Source organism: Gordonia sp. LMA167, assembly GCF_058130025.1.
In genome coordinates, this window is the sequence record NZ_CM176708.1 from 6112834 (window position 1) to 6130603 (window position 17770).

Sequence of the window (17770 nt, forward strand, 5' to 3'; positions counted from 1 at the left end):
TACAGGTCTGACCGTGTCACCGGTCGCCTGCGCTTCTGGTCTGCTGCGTTACAGCCGTCGCCGCTGCCACCGTGATCTGCGTGCGGCGGCCGGGTCGTCGGGGTCGATCACCAGGCCGTGCGCCTGATCCTCGAAGCCTTCGCCCCAGCCCGCCTGATCGGTCCGTGCCAGTCCCGCGATTTCTACTACAGTACGTCGTTCGCCGCTGCCGCCGGAAACCGATGCGTCGACCGGCACCAATCGGGCCCAGATCCGACGACGCCGGATCAACAACGAGACCAGCAGTCCGCCGAGCATCACGATCGCCGACACCAGGACCCACACCTGCGTCGGATCGTGGGACACCTGTACCGATACCCAGCGCTGATAGCCGTCGAACCGCACCGACGTCCCGTCGGGCAGGGTGTGCGTCTGTCCCTGCGACAGGTTCACCTGCGCCTTTCGTTGCAGGCGTCCCTGTTCGATCAACGACTGGTCCAACGAGTAGGCGTTCTGCGGTTTACCGGTGTCCAGCCCGGTGTCGCCCTCGTAGATGCGGATAGCGACCGCCGGATCCGACGGCACCGGGGATGACGAGTTCAGCAGCGTGCCGTGATAGTTGGCCGTCGGCGCGAACAAGCCCTCCAGCGCGACCTGATGCGATCGCCGTTCGTCCTCGTTCGGGTACAGCCCGGCCGGGGTGTCGAACCGCGCCGCACCCGACGACAACATCGTCTGCATCTCCTCCGGGATGAACAGCACCGTCTGGGTGCGCTGCTCACCGTTCGGGAAGGTGACCGTGAAGGTGGGCGCAAAGCCGTTGCCGAGCACATAGACACGGTCACCGGCGACGCGCAGCGGGTCGTTCACCTTGACCGTCGTCGACGACCAGGTCGACGGGTCGGAGGCGGTGGTGTTCTCGGTGTAGCGGACCTTGGCGGTGTACATGCTGGGCTGCCCGTTGGGCAGGAACGTCGCGTCGAAACTGTCAACGCGGAAGCAGAACGGCGCCAGGTCGGTGCCGTCGACGAGGTTGCCGGCACGGAACGAGTCGTAGACCGCGGTGGAGGTGTTGCACAGGCCCTGCTCGCCGTCGGCGACGAGGCTGCGCGTGCCCTCGTAGCCGTAGAGCTTGCCGACCGCGATCGCCACCAGCAGCGCGAGCAGGGCGAAGTGGAACACGAGGTTGCCGAACTCCCGCAGATAGCCCTTCTCTGCGGAGACCTCGACGACGTCGCCCTCCGCCGACGGGCGTCCCTCCGCTGATCGAGTAGCCCCGGAGCTCGCCGACGGGCGTCCCTCCGCTGATCGAGTAGCCCCGGAGCTTGCGGAGGGGCGTATCGAGATCACCCGTCGCCACCCACGCAGATTCCGCGAGATCCGCTCCGCGATCTCCTCCGGGTCACCGTCGACCTCGATGGTGACGTGGCGCGGCAGCCGCCCGAGGTTGCGCGGCGCGGCGACCGGCTTGGCCCGCAGGCTGTGGAAGTGCTCGATCATCCGCGGGGTGAGGCAGCCGACCAGCGAGATGAACAGCAGGACGTAGATGGCGGTGAACCAGGTGCTGGAGAAGACGTCGAACAGCTGCAGGCGGTCCATCGTCTGCCCGACCCAGCCGTGGTCGTCGATGTAGGCCAGCGTCTTCTGCTCGTTGAGCGATCGCTGCGGCAGGAGCGCCCCGGGGATCGCGGCCAGCGCCAGCAGGAACAGCAGGATCAGCGCGGTACGCATCGAGGTGAGCGAGCGCCACAGGTTACGGGCCGGCCACAGCACACGGCGGCGCAGCCAGTGCGGCGGCGTCGGACCGGGGGTCTGCGGCTGCGTTGCGGGGGTCAGGTCGACGTCTGTCATACCGGTAGCTCCGTGTCGGTGATGAAGGCGTCGCGCACCCAGACGATGAACTGATCCCACGCCCCGGTCACCAGCGCGATACCGACGGCGATGAGCATGATGCCGCCGAAGATCTGGATCAGCCGCGCATGATTACGCAGCCATCCGAGGCTGCGCAACGCCCAGGCCGACGAGAAGGCCAGGACGACGAACGGGATACCCAGACCTGCGCAGTAGGCGACGATCAGCGCCACGCCCTTGGCGGCGGTGGCGCCCTCGGTTCCGCTGGCGGTGGCGATCACCGCGGCCAGCGTCGGGCCGAGGCACGGTGTCCACCCGAGCGCGAACACGGCACCGAGCAGCGGGGCGCCGACGATGTTCGACATCCGCCGCGGCGCGAACCGGAACTCGTGTTGCAGCATCGGCACGAGACCGATGAAGACCAGACCCATCACGATGGTGATGACCCCGCCGATACGTTGCAGCAGTTCACGATTCACCACGAAGGTGCTGGTGATGCCGAGCACGCTGGCGGTGGCGGCGACGAAGATCACGGTGAAGCCGAGGACGAACAGTGCGGCTGCGATCGCCACTCGGGATCGGCCTTGTTTGGCCGGTTCGCCGACGGTGACCGCGGGCGCCTCGGCGCCCACCAGGCCCGCCAGATACGACAGGTAGCCGGGCACCAGGGGCACAACGCACGGGGACGCGAACGAGACGAGGCCGGCGATCACGCACGCGGCCAGCGCGAGGAGCAGCGGGCCGCTGGACACGGTGGTGGCGAAGGTGTCGCCGATGGCGGCCTGCGGAGCGAGGTCGATCATGGGGCACCCGCCGCGGGGGTCGTCGCAGACGCGGAGTCACGAGGCTCCTCGGCGGCGACCTTGCGGACCTCGGCGTCGAGTTCGTCGGCGGTGAGCGCCTTGAGGAACACCACGGCCGGACGGTGCTGCCGGTCGAGGATGACGGTGGTCGGCACGACGGCGGTCGGGGTGGTGAGCGCGGCCAGGGTCATGCCGTCGAAGTCGTAGATGGACGGGTAGCCGACGCTGCGGTCGGCGACGAAGTCCTTGGCCGACTGCCGGTCGTCGCGCAGGTTGATGCCGAGGAAACCGACGCCCAGGTCCTTGGTCTGCTCGTAGACGCGTTCCAGATCGTCGGCCTCGCCGCGGCACGGACCGCACCACGAGCCCCACACGTTGATGACGACGACCTCATCGCGGAACTGCTCGTCACCGAGTGCGAGCGGTGTGTCGGTGACCAGGTCGGGCCCGGACAGTTCGGCGACCCGCTTGCGCTGTGCCGGCGGGTAGGTGATGACGGTCTGCCCGCCGGGCGAGACGAACTGGAAGGTGTCGCCCTGCGCCACCGCGTCGTCGCCGGTGCCGCAGCCGCTGGTCACACCGACCAGGACCGCCAACACCGCCAGCAGCAGGGAAAACTTACGCACACTCGTCCTATCGCACCGGCCGGATCATGCCCCCGTGGCCAACGGGTCCGAGGACCCGGCGGGCTCGGAGTAGATGATGTCGACGAGCGCATCGCCCTCGTAGATCAGGCTGGTCAACGACGCCAGCGAACACTGCCGACGACGCGGATCGTGCCACAGACGCTGCCCCTCGAGGAAACGCCGCAGCGTGTAGACGGGCAGCTGGTGGCTGACGCACACCGCCTCGTGGCCGCGGGCGGCGTCGCGCGCCTTGTTGGCGGCGGCGAGCATGCGATGGGCCAGCTGGATGTAGGGCTCGCCCCACGACGGGGTGAACGGGTCACGCAGCTTCGGCCAGTGCCGTGGCTTGCTCAGAGCACCGTCGCCGACCGAGACCTTGAGGCCCTCGAAGACGTTGTCGGCCTCGATGAGTTCCTCGTTGGTGACGATCGACAGGCCGTGGGCGGCGGCGATCGGGGTCGCCGTCTCCTGGGCGCGCTGCAACGGCGACGCGAACACCGCGGTGATGTCGTGGTCGGCGAGGGTGTCGGCGACCTTCTGCGCCTGTGCCCGCCCATCGGAGGACAGCCGGAACCCGGGCAGGCGACCGTAGAGGATGCCGTCGGGGTTGTTGACCTCGCCGTGTCGCATCATGTGGACGATCGTGTTCGTCATCGAGTCTCCCCCGGTCAGCTCTTGGTTGCCGCTGCTGCGGCGTCGGCGGCGGCCGGCAGCGCGTCCGCGATTCGTGCGAAAGCATCCTCGTCCAACGCGGCAGACACAAACCACGCCTCGAACGCGCTCGGTGGTGCGTACACACCGCGGTCCAGCAGAGCGTGGAAGAACGGGGCGAAACGCCAGGTCTCGGTCGCCTTGACGCCCGCGTAGTCGGCGATCGGGTCGGTCCGGTCGGTGAAGAAGACGCTGAGCATGTTGCCGGCCCGCTGGACCCGGTGCGCGACACCGGCCGTGGTGAGGGCGTCGGCGATCAGCGTCTCCAGACGGTCGGCGTTGGCGTCGAGGGCCCGGTAGGTGTCGGCGTCGGCGTGGCGCAGGGTGGCCAGCCCGGCCGCGACGGCGACCGGATTCCCCGACAGGGTGCCCGCCTGATAGACGGGTCCGGTGGGGGCGAGGCGCTCCATGACGTCGGCGCGCCCGCCGAACGCCGCGGCGGGCAGGCCGCCGCTCATCACCTTGCCGAACGTGTAGAGGTCGCCGCCGACGCCCTCGAGGCCGTACCAGCCGGCGGGGCTGACCCGGAAACCGGTCATGACCTCGTCGATGATCAGCAGGGCGCCGTGTCGTCGGGTGAGTTCACGCAGGCCGGCGTTGAATCCGTCGTGCGGTGCGACCGCACCCATGTTGCCGGCGGCGGCCTCGGTGATCACGGCGGCGATCTCGTGGCCGAACTCCTCGAACGCCTTCGCGACGGCCTTGAGGTCGTTGTAGGGCAGCACGATGGTGTCGTGGGCGGCGGCGCCGGTCACCCCGGGCGAGGTGGGCAGTCCGAGCGTCGCGACACCGGACCCGGCGTCGGCGAGCAGCGCGTCGACGTGACCGTGATAACAGCCGGAGAACTTGATGATCTTGGGCCGTTCGGTGAATCCGCGGGCCAGCCGGATCGCCGACATGGTGGCCTCGGTCCCGGAGTTGACCAGTCGCACGCGCTCGACGGGGTCGACGCGGTCGATGATCTCCTCGGCCAGTTCGATCTCCGCCTCGGTGGGCGCGCCGAACGACAATCCGCCGACCGCGGCCTGTTGCACCGCCTCGACGACGGCGGGGTGGGCGTGTCCGAGGATCATCGGACCCCAGGAACAGACCAGGTCGACGTAGTCGTTGCCGTCGACATCCGTCAGATGGCAGCCACTCGCGGAGGCGATGAACCGGGGGTCGCCGCCGACCGCGGAGAACGCGCGGACCGGGGAATTGACCCCTCCCGGGATGGCCTGTTCAGCGCGGCGGAACAGCGCTGCGGACTTCGCGGCGACATCAGCGGATCGGGTCACGGCCTCCAGTGTTCCAAACGCGTCGGCGCGTCCCAAATCCTGTTGCGGACCCGAACCGCATCGCGCGCGGCGATCGGTCTCCGCCTAAGGCGAGCTTCGTCCCAATTCGCTGCCCCGGAGGAACGTGTGCCCACACATGCCGTCGACGATCCAGCTCCCGAAGCGTCGCCGCCGTATGAACCACCCGAATCGTTCATCCCCGTCGACAAGCGGCGATTGGGGATGGACGGCCGGACCCTGCTGCCCGGCTTCATCGTCCTGGTCATCGCCCTGATCCTGTCGTTCGTGCCGGCCATGATCAACGCCGCCGTCGACTACGACGATCCGGTCGCCGCGGGTGACGTGATGGCGGTCGGCGACCGGGTGACGTTCACGCCGACGGTCGGCTGGAATGTGACCGCCGGCCTGCGCCAGGACGAGCCACTGCCCGGCGGCGAGTATCCGTCGACGGCAACCGTGTCTGATTCGGGCGTCGTCCTGCAGATCCGGACCGCACCGTTCGACGGCACCGCCGAGGAGCTGCTCGATCAGATCCGGGACAACAACGAAGACCTCGGGGACCTCGCCCCGGACATCGGTGAGAAGGCCGCGTCGATCACCACCACCGACGGCCATCGTGGCGTCATCGCCGACTATCAGGTCCCGACCGGCGACGGCGTTGTCGCGGCATTCGTCGACAACGGACTCGGTGTCGAGGTCGTGGCCGCCGTGCCGCCGGAGTACGAGCGCGAATCCGCCGAGGACATCGCCCGGATGATCCAGAGCATCACCATCAAGGAGGGATCGCAGTGACCACCACCATCGGTGACGACACACCGCAGAGCGAGTCGGTCGACCTCCAACGCAACCGCTACGAGGCCATCACCAAGTCGGGTCGTGGTGAGAGCTTCACGTTCATCCAGCCGCGCAACCTGTGCTGGTGGGTGTACATCGCGATCGTCGCCTACGGCGCGATGCTCACGGTGACCATGTTCGCCGCACCCTGGCACGCGTATGCGGGCGAACTCGGCAGGACCGTCTTCGTGCTCATCGTCTACGGGGCCCTGCTGTGGTGGTTCACCCGCTACATCGATCGCTACTCGCCGGTGCCGGGGAAGCTGGTGCTGACCGCACTGGTGTGGGGGGCGATCGGCGCGACGATGGCGATCGCCATCAACGCCAACGACCCGATCCGTGCCTTGTGGGCCAAGGGTTTCGGGCAGCAGTTCAGCGCGGAGTGGTCCGCCGGCCTCACCGCTCCCCTGACCGAGGAGATCTCCAAGGGGCTCGGTGTTGTGCTGTTGATCTACTTGGCACCCAAGGTGATCCGCACCGCGTTCGATGGCTTCATCGTGGGCGCGTTCTGCGATCTGGGTTTCCAGATCCTCGAGGACGTGCTCTATTCGTTCAACCTGGCCGGGTCGCATTTCGGTGCTGATGCGGGTGAGATCGGGTTCGGTGTCGCCGTACAACGCATGCTGACTGGCCTCTCGGGACACATCCTGTTCTCCGCCATCTTCGGCGCAGGCATCGTCTATCTGCTCGGGCGGCCCGGTGAGCCGCGCAACGTGGCCCGAGGACTCGGGCTGATGGTGCTGCCGATGGCGATGCACTGGTTCTGGGATTCGATGGGCGCGTTCCTGCCGGCGCCGTCCGATGCCGTCGTCATCGTCGAACTGCTGATCGTCGTGTTGATCTACCTCGCGATCGTGGTCTGGGTGTTCCACCTCGTCGTCGGACGCGAACGAACCTATCTGCGTGCGATTCTCGCCCCCGAGGCCGCCAATGGCGTGCTCACGGAGGACGAGCTGATGGCGGTCTCCGGCGACTGGAAGCAGCGTCGACACCTGCGCAAGGTGGCCGGAGGGCGTGCGGGGCGCCGCCGGGAGAGTTGGGTGACCGACGCCGCCGGCGACCTCGCCGACGCGCTGGCGCAGTCCCGAGGTGCGGCGACTCCCGAGGTGGAGTTCGCACGGTCGGAGGTGACCCGGCTGCGAGGCGTCGACGCCACGGTGTGATCGCTGCCCGTGTGACCGTCTGATCCACCGAGTCAAAGCCTCCGTCGGCGCCATCCGCGCCGGCGGAGGTTTTTCTCGAGTTGACGGGCCGTGATCGCGTGATCTCCGCCACGTTCGCGGTCGCCGACTTCCCCTTCACGCCCGTCCGGTAAAGACTTGTCCCGGAGGGACTTCCCTCCTGGAACGTCGGGGGTCGTCGGGGTGGATGGTTTTCTTGGTCGTGCGCGCGTCACATTGGTCGCGGGCGTGTCTGCAGTCTTGTTGTCAGCATCGTTGAGCGTTCCTGCCGTCGCGGGCGCGACCGGTGGCGCAGAATCAGGTGGCGGTTCGACGGGAACCGTTGGGGGGCACTCGAGTTCGGGATCGTCGCATTCGGGTTCGTCGCACTCTGGTTCGTCGCCCTCTGGTTCGTCGCATTCGGGATCGTCGCATTCGGGATCGTCGAGTTCGGGTTCGGGTGGCTCGTCGGACTCCGAGAATTCGTCGCACGGGAAGGACGGGTCAGCCGGCTCGGGCCCCGGGGGCTCGGGTCCCGGGACCTCGACATCTGGAGGCTCAGGTTCCGAGGGCACCACGCCCGGCCACAAGCGTTCCGGCGAGCAGTCGCCCCACGGAAAGGATCACTCCGACAAGGGTTCCGGCCCCAACGGAGGATCGAAGGGTGACCGGGGCGACCGGGGCGACAAGGGCGATTGCGACGAGGGCGGCGCCGGGACACCGCCGACCACCGAGACGCCACCGGCACCGCCGACTACCGAAGCACCGCCAACTACTGAGGCGCCTCCAACTACCGAGGCTCCGCCCACCACCGAGGCTCCCCCGACCACCGAGGTACCGCCCGCCACGGAAGCACCGCCGACCACGGAAGCACCTCCAACCAGCGAGGTCCCACCCGTCACCGAGGCTCCCCCGACCACCGAGGTCGAGACCGAGATACCCGCGCCCCCGCAGCCGGAGCAGCCGGAGATCGTGCTCCCGCAGTGGCCGACCATCGAGATCATTATCGGCGGTTCGAGCGTCAGCTTCCCGAAGGTCGATCTCCCGCAGATCGGCGGAGGCGGCATCACCCAACCCGGGTCGGGCCCCAAGGGTGAGTCGATCATCGCCGTCACCGGCTCGCGGGGGGATGTCGTCTACGGCTACACCGATTCCCACGGCGGAGGCTTCGTGCCGATGGGCTATCGCGACGCCCTCACGTTCGACACCGGCGTCGGTCTCGCGGCACCCGGTCCCCGGACATATTCCGCCCGCGGCCCTGGCGTTGCCTGGGTTGCTCTCGGTGGCCTCGTCGGCGCAGCAGCATCGGCCGGCGCCGTCGGCGTGTGGCGCCGGCGTGTTCGCGGTGCGTAGGGCGCTGCTTTCGGCGGGATCGGCTGCCTTGTTGATCGTGGCAGCCGCCGGGTGCGGCGCAACGGCGGACGACTCCGTGGGCGTGAATCCCATTGTGACGCTCGCCCCCTCGCTGCCGGTGACCTCGACGCTGATCAACCCGAGCGCAGTCCCGGCCGGTGCGCCGACGCATCTCACTGTCCCGACGCTGGGACTCGACAAGTCGATCCGGACGCTGCCCGCCGAGAGCTGCCCCACCATCGACCCGCCGACACTTGACGATCCGTACTGGCTGCAATGCCGGTCGGCGCCCGGGACCCATTCGGACGGAACGACATTCATCGTCGGTCATGCGGTCGCGCATGGCCACGGCGTGTTCAACGACCTCGGCCGGCTGACCGTCGGCGCCCCGATCATTCTCACCACTGTCCGCGGCGAGCTGACCTACCGCGTCTCATCCCTGACGGCCTATCGCCGCGACGGAGAGATCCAGCGCGCCCGGCAACTTCGTGAACGCGTTCCCGGCCGACTCCTGTTGGTCACCTGCCGGCTCGGTCCCGCGGGCCAACTCACCGACGACAATCTCGTCGTGCAGGCCGACCTCGTCAGCGCAGTTGCCGTACACGGGTAGCCTGTGGACCAGTGGCGGCCGCTCAGTGCAACAGACCGGCGATCTGATCGGCGATCCCTTGTTGCCCAGCAGCATTCGGATGGACCGGCGATGCACCCGAGGCGCCGTTCTGCGGCTCGATCCACCGCTGACCGACCGGTGCGCAGGCGTCGTGGCCCGCAGAGACGTCCGACATGTCCACGAACGTGGCACTCGCCCGTTCCGCGGCGTTCCGGATGGCGTCATTGAGGGTTGCCTGCAGCTCATGCAGATACGCGACATCGCCCGCGGCGATCCGCATGGTCGGATAACAGCCGCCGGTCTCGGGCAGAATCCACGGATAGCCGATCGCGAGGACCTTTGCCTTCGGGGCCTTCTCGCGGACCGCGGCGAAGGACTTCACCAACGCGGGCGAGGTTCGCCGTTCGACGATGTCGGAGTACTCACTGCCGTGGGCCGTCTGGCATGGCGCCCCCTGCAGGTCCGACTCCGCGACCTGAGAACACGCACTGATCGCGGTCGTGTACAAGTCGCTGTCGTTGCCGCCGATCATCACCGTGACCACGTCCGCGTCTGCCGACAGCGCATCCAATTGCGCCGGCACACCGTCGTACTGGGACGTGGTCAGGTCTGCGGTGTCGGCGCCACTACAGCTCACATCGGTCAGCTGGTAGTACTCCGCGGACGCCACCACGTGGGCGAAGTTGCGCGACGACCGCAGACACATGACCGGCGAGCCCTCGACGAGCGGCTCCACACCGGCTGCGGCACTGTAGCTGTCGCCGAGGTTGACCATCTGGGTCTCCGTCGCGGAGGCCGACGTCGGCATGGCCCCGGGCCCGGTGCCGTTGTCATCGTTGCCGCCGCAACCGTTCACGACCACCACCATCGTCGCGACGAACGCTGCCGCCACGGCGCGGCGGACCGTTCCCCGGGTCCGCACTCCGTGTGTCACAGTGCTCATGCGCCGGCTCCCAACATCATCAGCAACAGCTCCGCTCTGGTCCGGGCGTCCGTGAGGTCCACCCCGAGCAGGTCTTCGATCCGTTCGATCCGGTGCCGCAGGGTGTGTCGATGCACACCGGCCGCCGCCGCCGCGACACCCCAGTTCCCGTTGGCCTCGAGGTAGGCCAGCAGGGTCGATCGCAGATCCGTGCCGTGCTCGGCGTCGTGGTCGAGGACAGGTGCCAAGCGCTGCTCGAACGCATCGGTCAGCGCCTGCCGGATCGGATCGCTCGTCAGCAGCGACCGGCTGCCGTACAGATCGACAAGCCTGCCCACCGGCGCGGACCGGCACGCCAACCGCGCCTGCCGCACCGACTCGGACGCCTCACGCAGACCGGTCACCGGGCCGATACCACCGGACACGGGCCCGATCGTGTTGAGCATGGTGAGCAGGCCGTCGGCGAAATCGACCCGGTCGTCACCACGGAGGAGGACGAACACGACGGGGCCGTCGCGATGCACGAACACCGACCGCCATCGATGTTCGAGCTCCTCGACGAGACGTCGGCGGCCGCGGGTCGCAGTCTCCTCATCGGCGAAGGTGAAGGCCACCGCCCGCACCTGTCCAGTCGGGTCTGCGGCGCGCCCGAGGATGCGGTCGATGCCCGGCCCGGCCGGCGCGATCCCGTCGATCACCATCGCGAGGACGTCGTCATGGAGTTCCGCGACGTCGCGGCTGACCTGCCGCGGTTTCACATGTTCGATCGCCAGTAGGGAGATCGCGTGACCGACCAGCATGCGCGCGACATCGTCGAGCGCCGAGGGGCCGAGGACACCGAGGTGCCCGTAGGTGCGACCGCCCGACCCGACTCGCGCGACCGTCATCGTGGCGTCGTCGGTCACCCACACCGCGCCGGCCGACGCGGGATCACGCACCACCAGATCACGGACCCGCTCGAGGTCGACCGGCGGAAGCGCACCCGGCGCCGCGGCAACCACCGCGAGACCGTTGTCGAGCAGCACGACATGCTGATCGACCGCCTCCGCGAGCACGCGAACCACCGCGGCCGACCCACCCGACGCGGCAGCGCGAGTCATCCGGGGCTGCGCCTTGGTCGCGGCGACCAGGCGGGAGGACCGCTGCGCGGCGATCTGATCGAGGACGGTCCGGGCGATGGCTGAGAACGGCACCGGCAGCGGCACCTCGAACAGCGGCAAGCCCAGGGCGTCGGCCTCGTCGGCCATCTCGACCGGAATCGCATCGAACCCGAAACCGAGGCCGAGACCCACGGCCGCGACGCCCACATCGTCGAGGTTCTTGAGGTAATCGCGCCACACGGCCGGGTCGTCACCGAGCCGCAAACCCGTGGTGAGCAGCACCTCGCCGCCCGACAGCCACTCGGCGGCGTCGATCAGCTCGCTGGACACGGCACAGTCGAGCAACCGGTCCAACCCCGCGGCCCCGCCCCGCAGGGTCAACTGCAGACGCCGCTGGGCCATCAACCACCGCACCGTCGCCATGGGGGCAGCCTACCCATCCGATGGACACAATGGAGTGCGTTCGCCGACATCTTGTACAAGTTGGCAGGACACCTCCCGGCGACAGAGGCGAAGACTGGGAACGTGCCCATTCGAGGAGCCAGCACAGAACGAGCGAGGACGAGATGACCACCATCACCCATCGACTGCCCCAGAAGCGCCACCTCGTCACCGAGCTTCCCGGCCCGCGGTCCGTCGCGCTGACCGAACGTCGCCGCACCGCGGTCGCCGCCGGACTGGGGTCGGTGGCGCCGGTCTACGCGGCCGACGCCGACGGTGGCGTCATCGTGGACGTGGACGGCAACTCGCTGATCGATCTCGGCTCGGGGATCGCCGTGACCACCGTCGGCGCCAGCAATCCGGCGGTCGCCGATGCCGTTGCCACGCAGGCACATCACCTGACCCACACCTGCTTCATGGTGACGCCCTACGAAGGCTATGTGGCGGTCGCGGAGAAGCTGAACCACCTGACACCCGGCGATCACGAGAAGCGGACCGCCTTGTTCAACTCGGGCGCCGAGGCGGTGGAGAACGCGGTCAAGATCGCCCGTCTGGCCACCGGGCGCAACGCCGTCGTCGCCTTCGACCATGCCTATCACGGACGCACCAACCTCACGATGGCACTGACCGCCAAGTCGATCCCGTACAAGCACAACTTCGGCCCGTTCGCGCCGGAGGTCTACCGGATGCCGATGAGCTACCCGTTCCGCGATCCGCTCGGCACCGACGGTGTTGCCGCCGCGAACCGGGCGATCAGCATGATGAGCACACAGATCACCGTCGACAGCCTGGCCGCGGTGCTCGTCGAGCCCATTCAGGGTGAGGGCGGATTCATCGTTCCGGCACCGGGTTTCCTGCCGACGCTGGCCGCCTGGTGCCGACGCAACGGGGTCGTGTTCATCGCCGACGAGGTGCAGAGCGGCTTCTGCCGAACCGGCGACTGGTTCGCCTGCGACCACGAGGGTGTGATCCCCGACCTGATCACGATGGCCAAGGGCATCGCCGGAGGGATGCCGCTGTCGGCGGTCACGGGCCGCGCCGACCTGATGGATGCGGTGCACCCCGGCGGTCTGGGCGGCACCTATGGCGGTAATCCGGTGGCCTGTGCGGCCGCGCTGGCCGCGATCGACCAGATGACCACGCTTGATCTGGCCGCCCGGGCGCGACACATCGGCGAGATCGCGATATCGGCGTTGTCGTCGACGGCCGAGAAACTGGCCGCGGACGGCCACGGTGTGATCGGCGAGGTTCGCGGGCGTGGCGCGATGGTCGCCGTCGAACTGGTCCGGCCCGGCACCACCGAACCCGATCCAGAGCTTGCCAAAGCCGTCGCCGCCCAAGCACTCTCACGCGGGGTTCTGGTGCTGACCTGCGGCACCTACGGCAACATCCTGCGGTTGCTCCCGCCTCTGGTGATCGACGACGACCTCCTGCGCGAGGGCCTCGACATCCTCGCCGACGCCCTGACATCGAACCAACCGGTCCACTAGCCGAACCCCGCGCCGGTGGCGCAGCCCGAACCCCGCCGGTCGTCGAGTAGCCCGGCCCCCGCTGGTCGAGCAGCCCGCCCGGCCCCCTCGCTGGTCGAGCAGCCCGCGAGCCCCTAGGGCGAGCGAGCGTATCGAGACCACAGAAGCGCACCGACACCACAGACCCGAAAACCAACCAGAAAGGCTGTGCAATCACATGACCGACAACCCGGACCCGCGAACAGTTCTCGACTCGGTGCCCACCGGACTCTGGATCGATGGTGAATCGGTTCCGTCGAAGTCCGGCGGCACCTTCGCCGTGTACGACCCGGCCACCGAGGAGGCGTTGATCTCGGTTGCCGACGCAACCGTCGACGACGCCGGGCTCGCACTGGACAAGGCCGTCGCCGCCTCCGACGACTGGGCGGGCACCGCACCGCGCGAACGCGGCGAGATCCTGCGTCGCGCCTTCGAACTGCTCACCGACCGCGCCGATCATTTCGCGATGCTGATGACCCTCGAGCTCGGGCGCGCACTGCCCGACAGCCAGGCCGAGACCAAATACGGTACCGAGTTCCTGCGCTGGTTCGCCGAGGAAGCGGTCCGGATCAGCGGCCGCTTCACCGCCGCTCCCGCGGGCACCGGACGAGTCCTCGTCTCGCACCAGCCCGTCGGCCCGTCCCTGGCCATCACCCCGTGGAACTTCCCGCTGGCGATGGGCACGCGCAAGATCGGCCCCGCGCTGGCGGCGGGAAACGTGATGCTGGTCAAGCCCGCCCACGAGACGCCGCTGACAATGCTCGCGCTGGCCGAGGTCTTCGCCGAGGCGGGCCTGCCGCCCGGTGTGCTCTCGGTGCTGCCGACCAGCAATGCCGGCGACGTCTCCACCGCGATCATCACCGATGACCGAATCCGCAAGATCAGCTTCACCGGTTCCACCCCGGTGGGCCGAAACCTGATGGCGCAGGCCGCAGAACGCGTGCAACGCACCTCGATGGAACTCGGCGGCAACGCACCGTTCCTGGTGTTCGACGACGCCGACGTCGACGCGGCCGTCGACGGCGCCTACCTCGCCAAAATGCGCAACGGCGGCGAGGCCTGCACCGCGGCCAACCGTTTTCTGGTGCAGTCCGGTGTGGTCGAGGAGTTCACCGAGAAGCTCACCGAGAAGATGGCCGCGGCCCGGCTCGGCCCCGGATATGAGCAGGGTGTGGACCTCGGTCCGCTGGTCAGTGCCAAGCAGCGCGACAAGGTCGCCGAGATGGTGGACGCCGCCATCGCCGACGGTGCACGAGTTCGACTGGGCGGCAAGACACCCGAGGGCAAGGGATTCTTCTATCCGGCCACGGTGCTCGATCGGGTCGACCCCTACGCCCCGGTCACGCGCGACGAGATCTTCGGTCCGGTCGCGGTGATCAGCAGTTTCGATTCGGAGGCCGACGCCATCAAGGCCGCCAACTCCACCGAGTACGGACTCGCGTCCTACTTCTTCAGCCGCGATCTCGAGCGCTGTATGCGGGTCTCCGCCGCGCTCGATTCCGGGATGGTCGGGGTGAACCGCGGTGTCATCTCCGACCCCGCAGCACCGTTCGGCGGGGTCAAGCAATCCGGCATAGGCCGCGAAGGCGGCAGCGAGGGCATCGAGGAGTACCTGTCGGTCAAGTACATTGCGCTGACCTGAGACCGGGGCCCGACCCGCCGCTGAAACCCGCCCTCGACAGGCCAGCCGTCGGCGATGCGCCGACCACCGGCCCCCGTCGGGCGGTTTTCGGTGACGCGTCGAAGTGCCGGGCGCCCTGACCTAGGCCGGGGTCTGCGCCGCCGCTGAAACCCGCCCTCGACAGACGAGCCGTCGGCGATGCGCCGACCACCGGCCCCTGTCGGGCGGTTTTCGGGTGACGCGTCGAAGTGCCGGGCGCGCTGACCTAGTGGTGTGTATCTGAATTAGTTGGCTACTCGTTCGAGTGTCGTGCGTGCGCGGGCGATTTTGGCCAGGATGGATTCGGCGGTGGCGGTCCACACGTAGGGTTTCGGATCATCGTTGTGGGCGTTGAGGAATGCCTCGATGCTGGCGATCAACTCGGGCACGCTGCCAAAAATGCCGCGGCGAATGTTCTTGTCGGTCAACTCCCGAAACCAGCGCTCGACCTGGTTGAGCCAGGACGACGATGTCGGGGTGAAGTGGAAGTGAAACCGTTTGTGCCGATCCATCCATCGCTTCACCTCGGGATGTTTGTGGGTGGCGTAGTTATCCAGAATCAGATGGACCTCCAACCCCGCCGGCACCTGCTTGTCGATCGTGTTGAGGAACTTGATGAACTCGTTGTGGCGATGACGCGGCAGGCACTGACCGATCACCGAACCGGTCAGCACATCCAACGCCGCGAACAAGGTCGTCGTGCCGTTGCGTTTGTAGTCGTGGGTCATCGTGCCGGCCCGCCCCTCCACCAGCGGCAACGACGGTTGCGTGCGATCGAGCGCCTGAATCTGGCTTTTCTCGTCCATACACAACACGATCGCGTTCTCCGGCGGGTTCACATACAGTCCCACCACATCGATCAGCTTCTCCTCGAACCGCGGATCATTCGACACCTTGAACGAGTCGACCCGATGCGGTTTGAGGTCAAGATCAGACCAAATCCGTTGCACCGTTGAAGGACTCACACCCACCTTCTTCGCCATCGTGCGGCACGACCAATGCGTGTGCCCCGGCGGCGTGGTCGTCTTGGTCAACCTCACGATCTCGGCGATCTTCTCCTCACTGATCGACGAACGTCGACCGCGGCCCTTTCGGATCAACCCCAACCCCGCCAAACCGTCCTCGGCATACCGGTTGCGCCACGCCCGCACCGTGGCCGGGCGCACCCCGACCTCCTCAGCAATCCGAATGTTGGCCACCCCGTCGGCGGCCATCAACAACACCCGAGCCTGCAACACCTGCTGATGCGGCACCCGCTGGCTACGGGTCAACTTCTCCAATGTCTCTCGCTCACCGGCCGACAAAGCCAACGGTGCTGCAGGCGCGCTCATACCGAAATCATACCCAACGACTAGACGATTATTTACGATACACACCACTAGGCCGGGGTCTGGCGCCCCCGGCCCCTGAGGAGCGGGTAGGCGAAGATCACCATTCGCCGGGTGCGTCGACACGCGTGCGACTTTCGGCGATTTCCGTACACTCGTGCACATGCGTATTCGGGTTGCCGCAGTACTCATCGCCGTCTTCACCGCCCTGACCGTGATCGTGGCCGCGCCGGCCCGGTCCGAGGCCGCGCCGGTGGGTGCGGGCAGCTCTGATCTGCTGTCGCCCAACAGTGTCTTCTTATGGCAGAACCCGCCATCGCGCTACATCGTGGTCCTGGGCGCCAAGATGGGCACGTTCGGGCAGACCCCGGGCATCCTCGAACAGCGGATGAATGTCGCTGCCGGACTTGCCCGATCCCACCCTTTCAACCGGATGGTCGTGTCCGGCGGCAACACCTGGTGGCTGCCGGTGTCCGAGGCGCAGTTCATGAACCTCGGCCTGATGCGGCGGGGCGTGCCGGTGTGGCAGATGGTCAACGAGGGCGCGTCGACCAGCACGGTCCAGAACGCCACCAACACCGTCGCGATGCTCAAGCGGATGGGCGCGACCGGCGCCTTGATCGTGACCAACGGTTTTCACATGCCGCGGGCCATGAAGGACTTCCGGACGGCCGCCGCGAAACAGCACGCGCGTCTCGAGTTCCGCCCGGCCTACGCCTGATGCAGCCGCCTGACGCAGCCGCCTGATCCGGCCGACGAGCCAGTCGCCACTCAGTCGTGCGGCGCGACCATCGTGGTGGTGAAGGTCATCCGGTCGCCGCGGTAGAGCGATCGACGGTGTTCGATGGGGATGCCGTCCTGGTCGTAGGACACCCGGTTGAGCAGGAACATCGGCGTTCGGGCGTCGACGGTGAGCAGCGCGGCCTCACGCGCGTCGGGCAGTGTCGAGTCGATGGTGTCCTCGGTGCGTCGGAACTCGATGCCGCGCTCGATGATCGCCGCATACAACGACGAGGTGGTCTCGAAGGATTCCTCGAGACCCGGATACCGCGCCGCCGGTAGCCGGGTGCATTCCAGACCGACGCGCACATTGTCGGTGGTCAGGACGCGTTCGAGCTGCAGGATCGGATCGCCGGGGGCGATCGCGAGATGCCCGGCGAGCTCGTCATCTGCCTCCAGATGGCTCCACCCGACGAGGATGCGGCTGGCCGGACGTCCTCGGTCGCGGGCGGCCTCGGTATAGGACCCGATCATCAGGGGTTGCAGGATCTTCGGGCCCGCGACGACCGTGGCACGCCCGCGGCGCTCGATGCGCCCGGCGAGGAGGAGTTCCCGCAGCGCCTGGCGGACGGTTTCCCGGGCCACCGAATACTGTTCGGCGAGGTCGCGTTCGGCCGGCACCGGGTCACCCTCGGCCATGCCGTCGAGCACCGTCTCGAGCTGCGCGCGCACGACCTGGTGTTTGAGAACCCGGGGCTCGGCGGCGAACGTCATACCCCGACGATACCGGGGTGCCGGTCTAGACCAACTCGACATGCGGCGGGCGTCAGCTTTTCCAATGGATGGATGTGACGTTGTGCACCCGTGGTGCGGATTGGGAGGTTGTG

General features: G+C 67.9%; 16 protein-coding genes. 7 read left to right on the forward strand and 9 right to left on the reverse strand.

Features of this window, described 5'->3' with window-relative positions; genetic code table 11:
* Positions 1-48: 48 nt before the first annotated feature.
* The 5 genes from resB to hemL are packed head-to-tail and all read right to left on the reverse strand — an operon-like array spanning position 49 to position 5247.
* The gene (gene resB / locus ACVT6V_RS27415) at positions 49-1830 is read right to left on the reverse strand and encodes a cytochrome c biogenesis protein ResB (RefSeq protein WP_489897209.1); all 1782 of its coding nucleotides are present in this window, start codon (positions 1828-1830) and stop codon (positions 49-51) included.
* Complete coding sequence (locus ACVT6V_RS27420) at positions 1827-2633, reverse strand: cytochrome c biogenesis CcdA family protein (RefSeq protein WP_489897210.1); 807 nt, start codon at positions 2631-2633, stop codon at positions 1827-1829. The genes resB and ACVT6V_RS27420 overlap by 4 nt, the downstream gene beginning before the upstream one ends.
* Complete coding sequence (locus ACVT6V_RS27425; protein ID WP_489897211.1) at positions 2630-3259, reverse strand: TlpA family protein disulfide reductase; 630 nt, start codon at positions 3257-3259, stop codon at positions 2630-2632. Before ACVT6V_RS27425 ends, ACVT6V_RS27420 begins: the two co-directional genes overlap by 4 nt.
* A 24-nt stretch (positions 3260-3283) precedes the next feature.
* Positions 3284-3913 carry a histidine phosphatase family protein gene (locus ACVT6V_RS27430; protein ID WP_489897212.1) on the reverse strand — a complete coding sequence of 210 codons (630 nt, stop codon included), beginning with the start codon at positions 3911-3913 and terminating at the stop codon, positions 3284-3286.
* Positions 3914-3927: 14 nt separating this feature from the next.
* Positions 3928-5247: a glutamate-1-semialdehyde 2,1-aminomutase gene (gene hemL, locus ACVT6V_RS27435; protein WP_489897213.1), complete on the reverse strand. Its 1320-nt coding sequence runs from the start codon at positions 5245-5247 to the stop codon at positions 3928-3930.
* A 126-nt stretch (positions 5248-5373) separates the two neighbouring features.
* On the opposite strand from hemL, the gene ACVT6V_RS27440 reads away from it, so the two are divergent.
* The 4 genes from ACVT6V_RS27440 to ACVT6V_RS27455 all read left to right on the forward strand — a co-directional run bounded on the left by ACVT6V_RS27440 (position 5374) and on the right by ACVT6V_RS27455 (position 9204).
* A complete protein-coding gene (locus ACVT6V_RS27440; RefSeq protein WP_489897214.1) occupies positions 5374-6039 on the forward strand; it encodes a hypothetical protein in 666 nt (221 codons plus the stop codon).
* The gene (locus tag ACVT6V_RS27445; RefSeq protein WP_489897215.1) at positions 6036-7244 is read left to right on the forward strand and encodes a PrsW family intramembrane metalloprotease; all 1209 of its coding nucleotides are present in this window, start codon (positions 6036-6038) and stop codon (positions 7242-7244) included. Before ACVT6V_RS27440 ends, ACVT6V_RS27445 begins: the two co-directional genes overlap by 4 nt.
* Positions 7245-8213: 969 nt before the next feature.
* The gene (locus tag ACVT6V_RS27450) at positions 8214-8594 is read left to right on the forward strand and encodes a hypothetical protein (RefSeq protein WP_489897216.1); all 381 of its coding nucleotides are present in this window, start codon (positions 8214-8216) and stop codon (positions 8592-8594) included.
* 82 nt (positions 8595-8676) lie between these two features.
* The gene (locus ACVT6V_RS27455) at positions 8677-9204 is read left to right on the forward strand and encodes a class F sortase (protein ID WP_489897217.1); all 528 of its coding nucleotides are present in this window, start codon (positions 8677-8679) and stop codon (positions 9202-9204) included.
* 22 nt (positions 9205-9226) lie between these two features.
* Here ACVT6V_RS27455 and ACVT6V_RS27460 read toward each other — a convergent pair whose 3' ends face one another.
* Both ACVT6V_RS27460 and ACVT6V_RS27465 read right to left on the reverse strand, forming a co-directional pair.
* A complete protein-coding gene (locus tag ACVT6V_RS27460; protein WP_489897218.1) occupies positions 9227-10147 on the reverse strand; it encodes an SGNH/GDSL hydrolase family protein in 921 nt (306 codons plus the stop codon).
* Positions 10144-11649, reverse strand: a complete 1506-nt coding sequence (locus tag ACVT6V_RS27465; RefSeq protein WP_489897219.1) for a PucR family transcriptional regulator — start codon at positions 11647-11649, stop codon at positions 10144-10146. The genes ACVT6V_RS27460 and ACVT6V_RS27465 overlap by 4 nt, the downstream gene beginning before the upstream one ends.
* 143 nt (positions 11650-11792) lie before the next feature.
* Here ACVT6V_RS27465 and gabT point away from each other — a divergent pair, with 143 nt between their 5' ends.
* Complete coding sequence (gene gabT / locus ACVT6V_RS27470) at positions 11793-13157, forward strand: 4-aminobutyrate--2-oxoglutarate transaminase (RefSeq protein WP_489897220.1); 1365 nt, start codon at positions 11793-11795, stop codon at positions 13155-13157.
* 196 nt (positions 13158-13353) lie between these two features.
* Positions 13354-14817: an NAD-dependent succinate-semialdehyde dehydrogenase gene (locus ACVT6V_RS27475; protein ID WP_489897221.1), complete on the forward strand. Its 1464-nt coding sequence runs from the start codon at positions 13354-13356 to the stop codon at positions 14815-14817.
* A 263-nt stretch (positions 14818-15080) separates the two neighbouring features.
* On the opposite strand, the gene ACVT6V_RS27480 is transcribed toward ACVT6V_RS27475, so the two are convergent.
* Complete coding sequence (locus ACVT6V_RS27480; protein WP_489895452.1) at positions 15081-16166, reverse strand: IS630 family transposase; 1086 nt, start codon at positions 16164-16166, stop codon at positions 15081-15083.
* A gap of 160 nt (positions 16167-16326) precedes the next feature.
* Here ACVT6V_RS27480 and ACVT6V_RS27485 point away from each other — a divergent pair, with 160 nt between their 5' ends.
* On the forward strand, positions 16327-16884 hold the full coding sequence (locus ACVT6V_RS27485) for a YdcF family protein (RefSeq protein WP_489897222.1): 558 nt from the start codon (positions 16327-16329) through the stop codon (positions 16882-16884).
* A 50-nt stretch (positions 16885-16934) separates the two neighbouring features.
* Here ACVT6V_RS27485 and ACVT6V_RS27490 read toward each other — a convergent pair whose 3' ends face one another.
* Complete coding sequence (locus ACVT6V_RS27490; protein ID WP_489897223.1) at positions 16935-17657, reverse strand: GntR family transcriptional regulator; 723 nt, start codon at positions 17655-17657, stop codon at positions 16935-16937.
* Between the last annotated feature and the right edge of the window lie 113 nt (positions 17658-17770).

Bases quoted from the DNA above. Each gene is read 5' to 3' on its own strand.
- ACVT6V_RS27430 (WP_489897212.1), bottom strand. From the start codon at position 3,913: ATGACGAACACGATCGTCCACATGATGCGACACGGCGAGGTCAACAAC.
- ACVT6V_RS27490 (WP_489897223.1), bottom strand. From the start codon at position 17,657: ATGACGTTCGCCGCCGAGCCCCGGGTTCTCAAACACCAGGTCGTGCGC.
- resB (WP_489897209.1), bottom strand. From the start codon at position 1,830: ATGACAGACGTCGACCTGACCCCCGCAACGCAGCCGCAGACCCCCGGT.
- ACVT6V_RS27420 (WP_489897210.1), bottom strand. From the start codon at position 2,633: ATGATCGACCTCGCTCCGCAGGCCGCCATCGGCGACACCTTCGCCACC.
- ACVT6V_RS27465 (WP_489897219.1), bottom strand. From the start codon at position 11,649: ATGGCGACGGTGCGGTGGTTGATGGCCCAGCGGCGTCTGCAGTTGACC.
- ACVT6V_RS27485 (WP_489897222.1), top strand. From the start codon at position 16,327: ATGCGTATTCGGGTTGCCGCAGTACTCATCGCCGTCTTCACCGCCCTG.
- gabT (WP_489897220.1), top strand. From the start codon at position 11,793: ATGACCACCATCACCCATCGACTGCCCCAGAAGCGCCACCTCGTCACC.
- ACVT6V_RS27480 (WP_489895452.1), bottom strand. From the start codon at position 16,166: ATGAGCGCGCCTGCAGCACCGTTGGCTTTGTCGGCCGGTGAGCGAGAG.
- ACVT6V_RS27475 (WP_489897221.1), top strand. From the start codon at position 13,354: ATGACCGACAACCCGGACCCGCGAACAGTTCTCGACTCGGTGCCCACC.
- ACVT6V_RS27460 (WP_489897218.1), bottom strand. From the start codon at position 10,147: ATGAGCACTGTGACACACGGAGTGCGGACCCGGGGAACGGTCCGCCGC.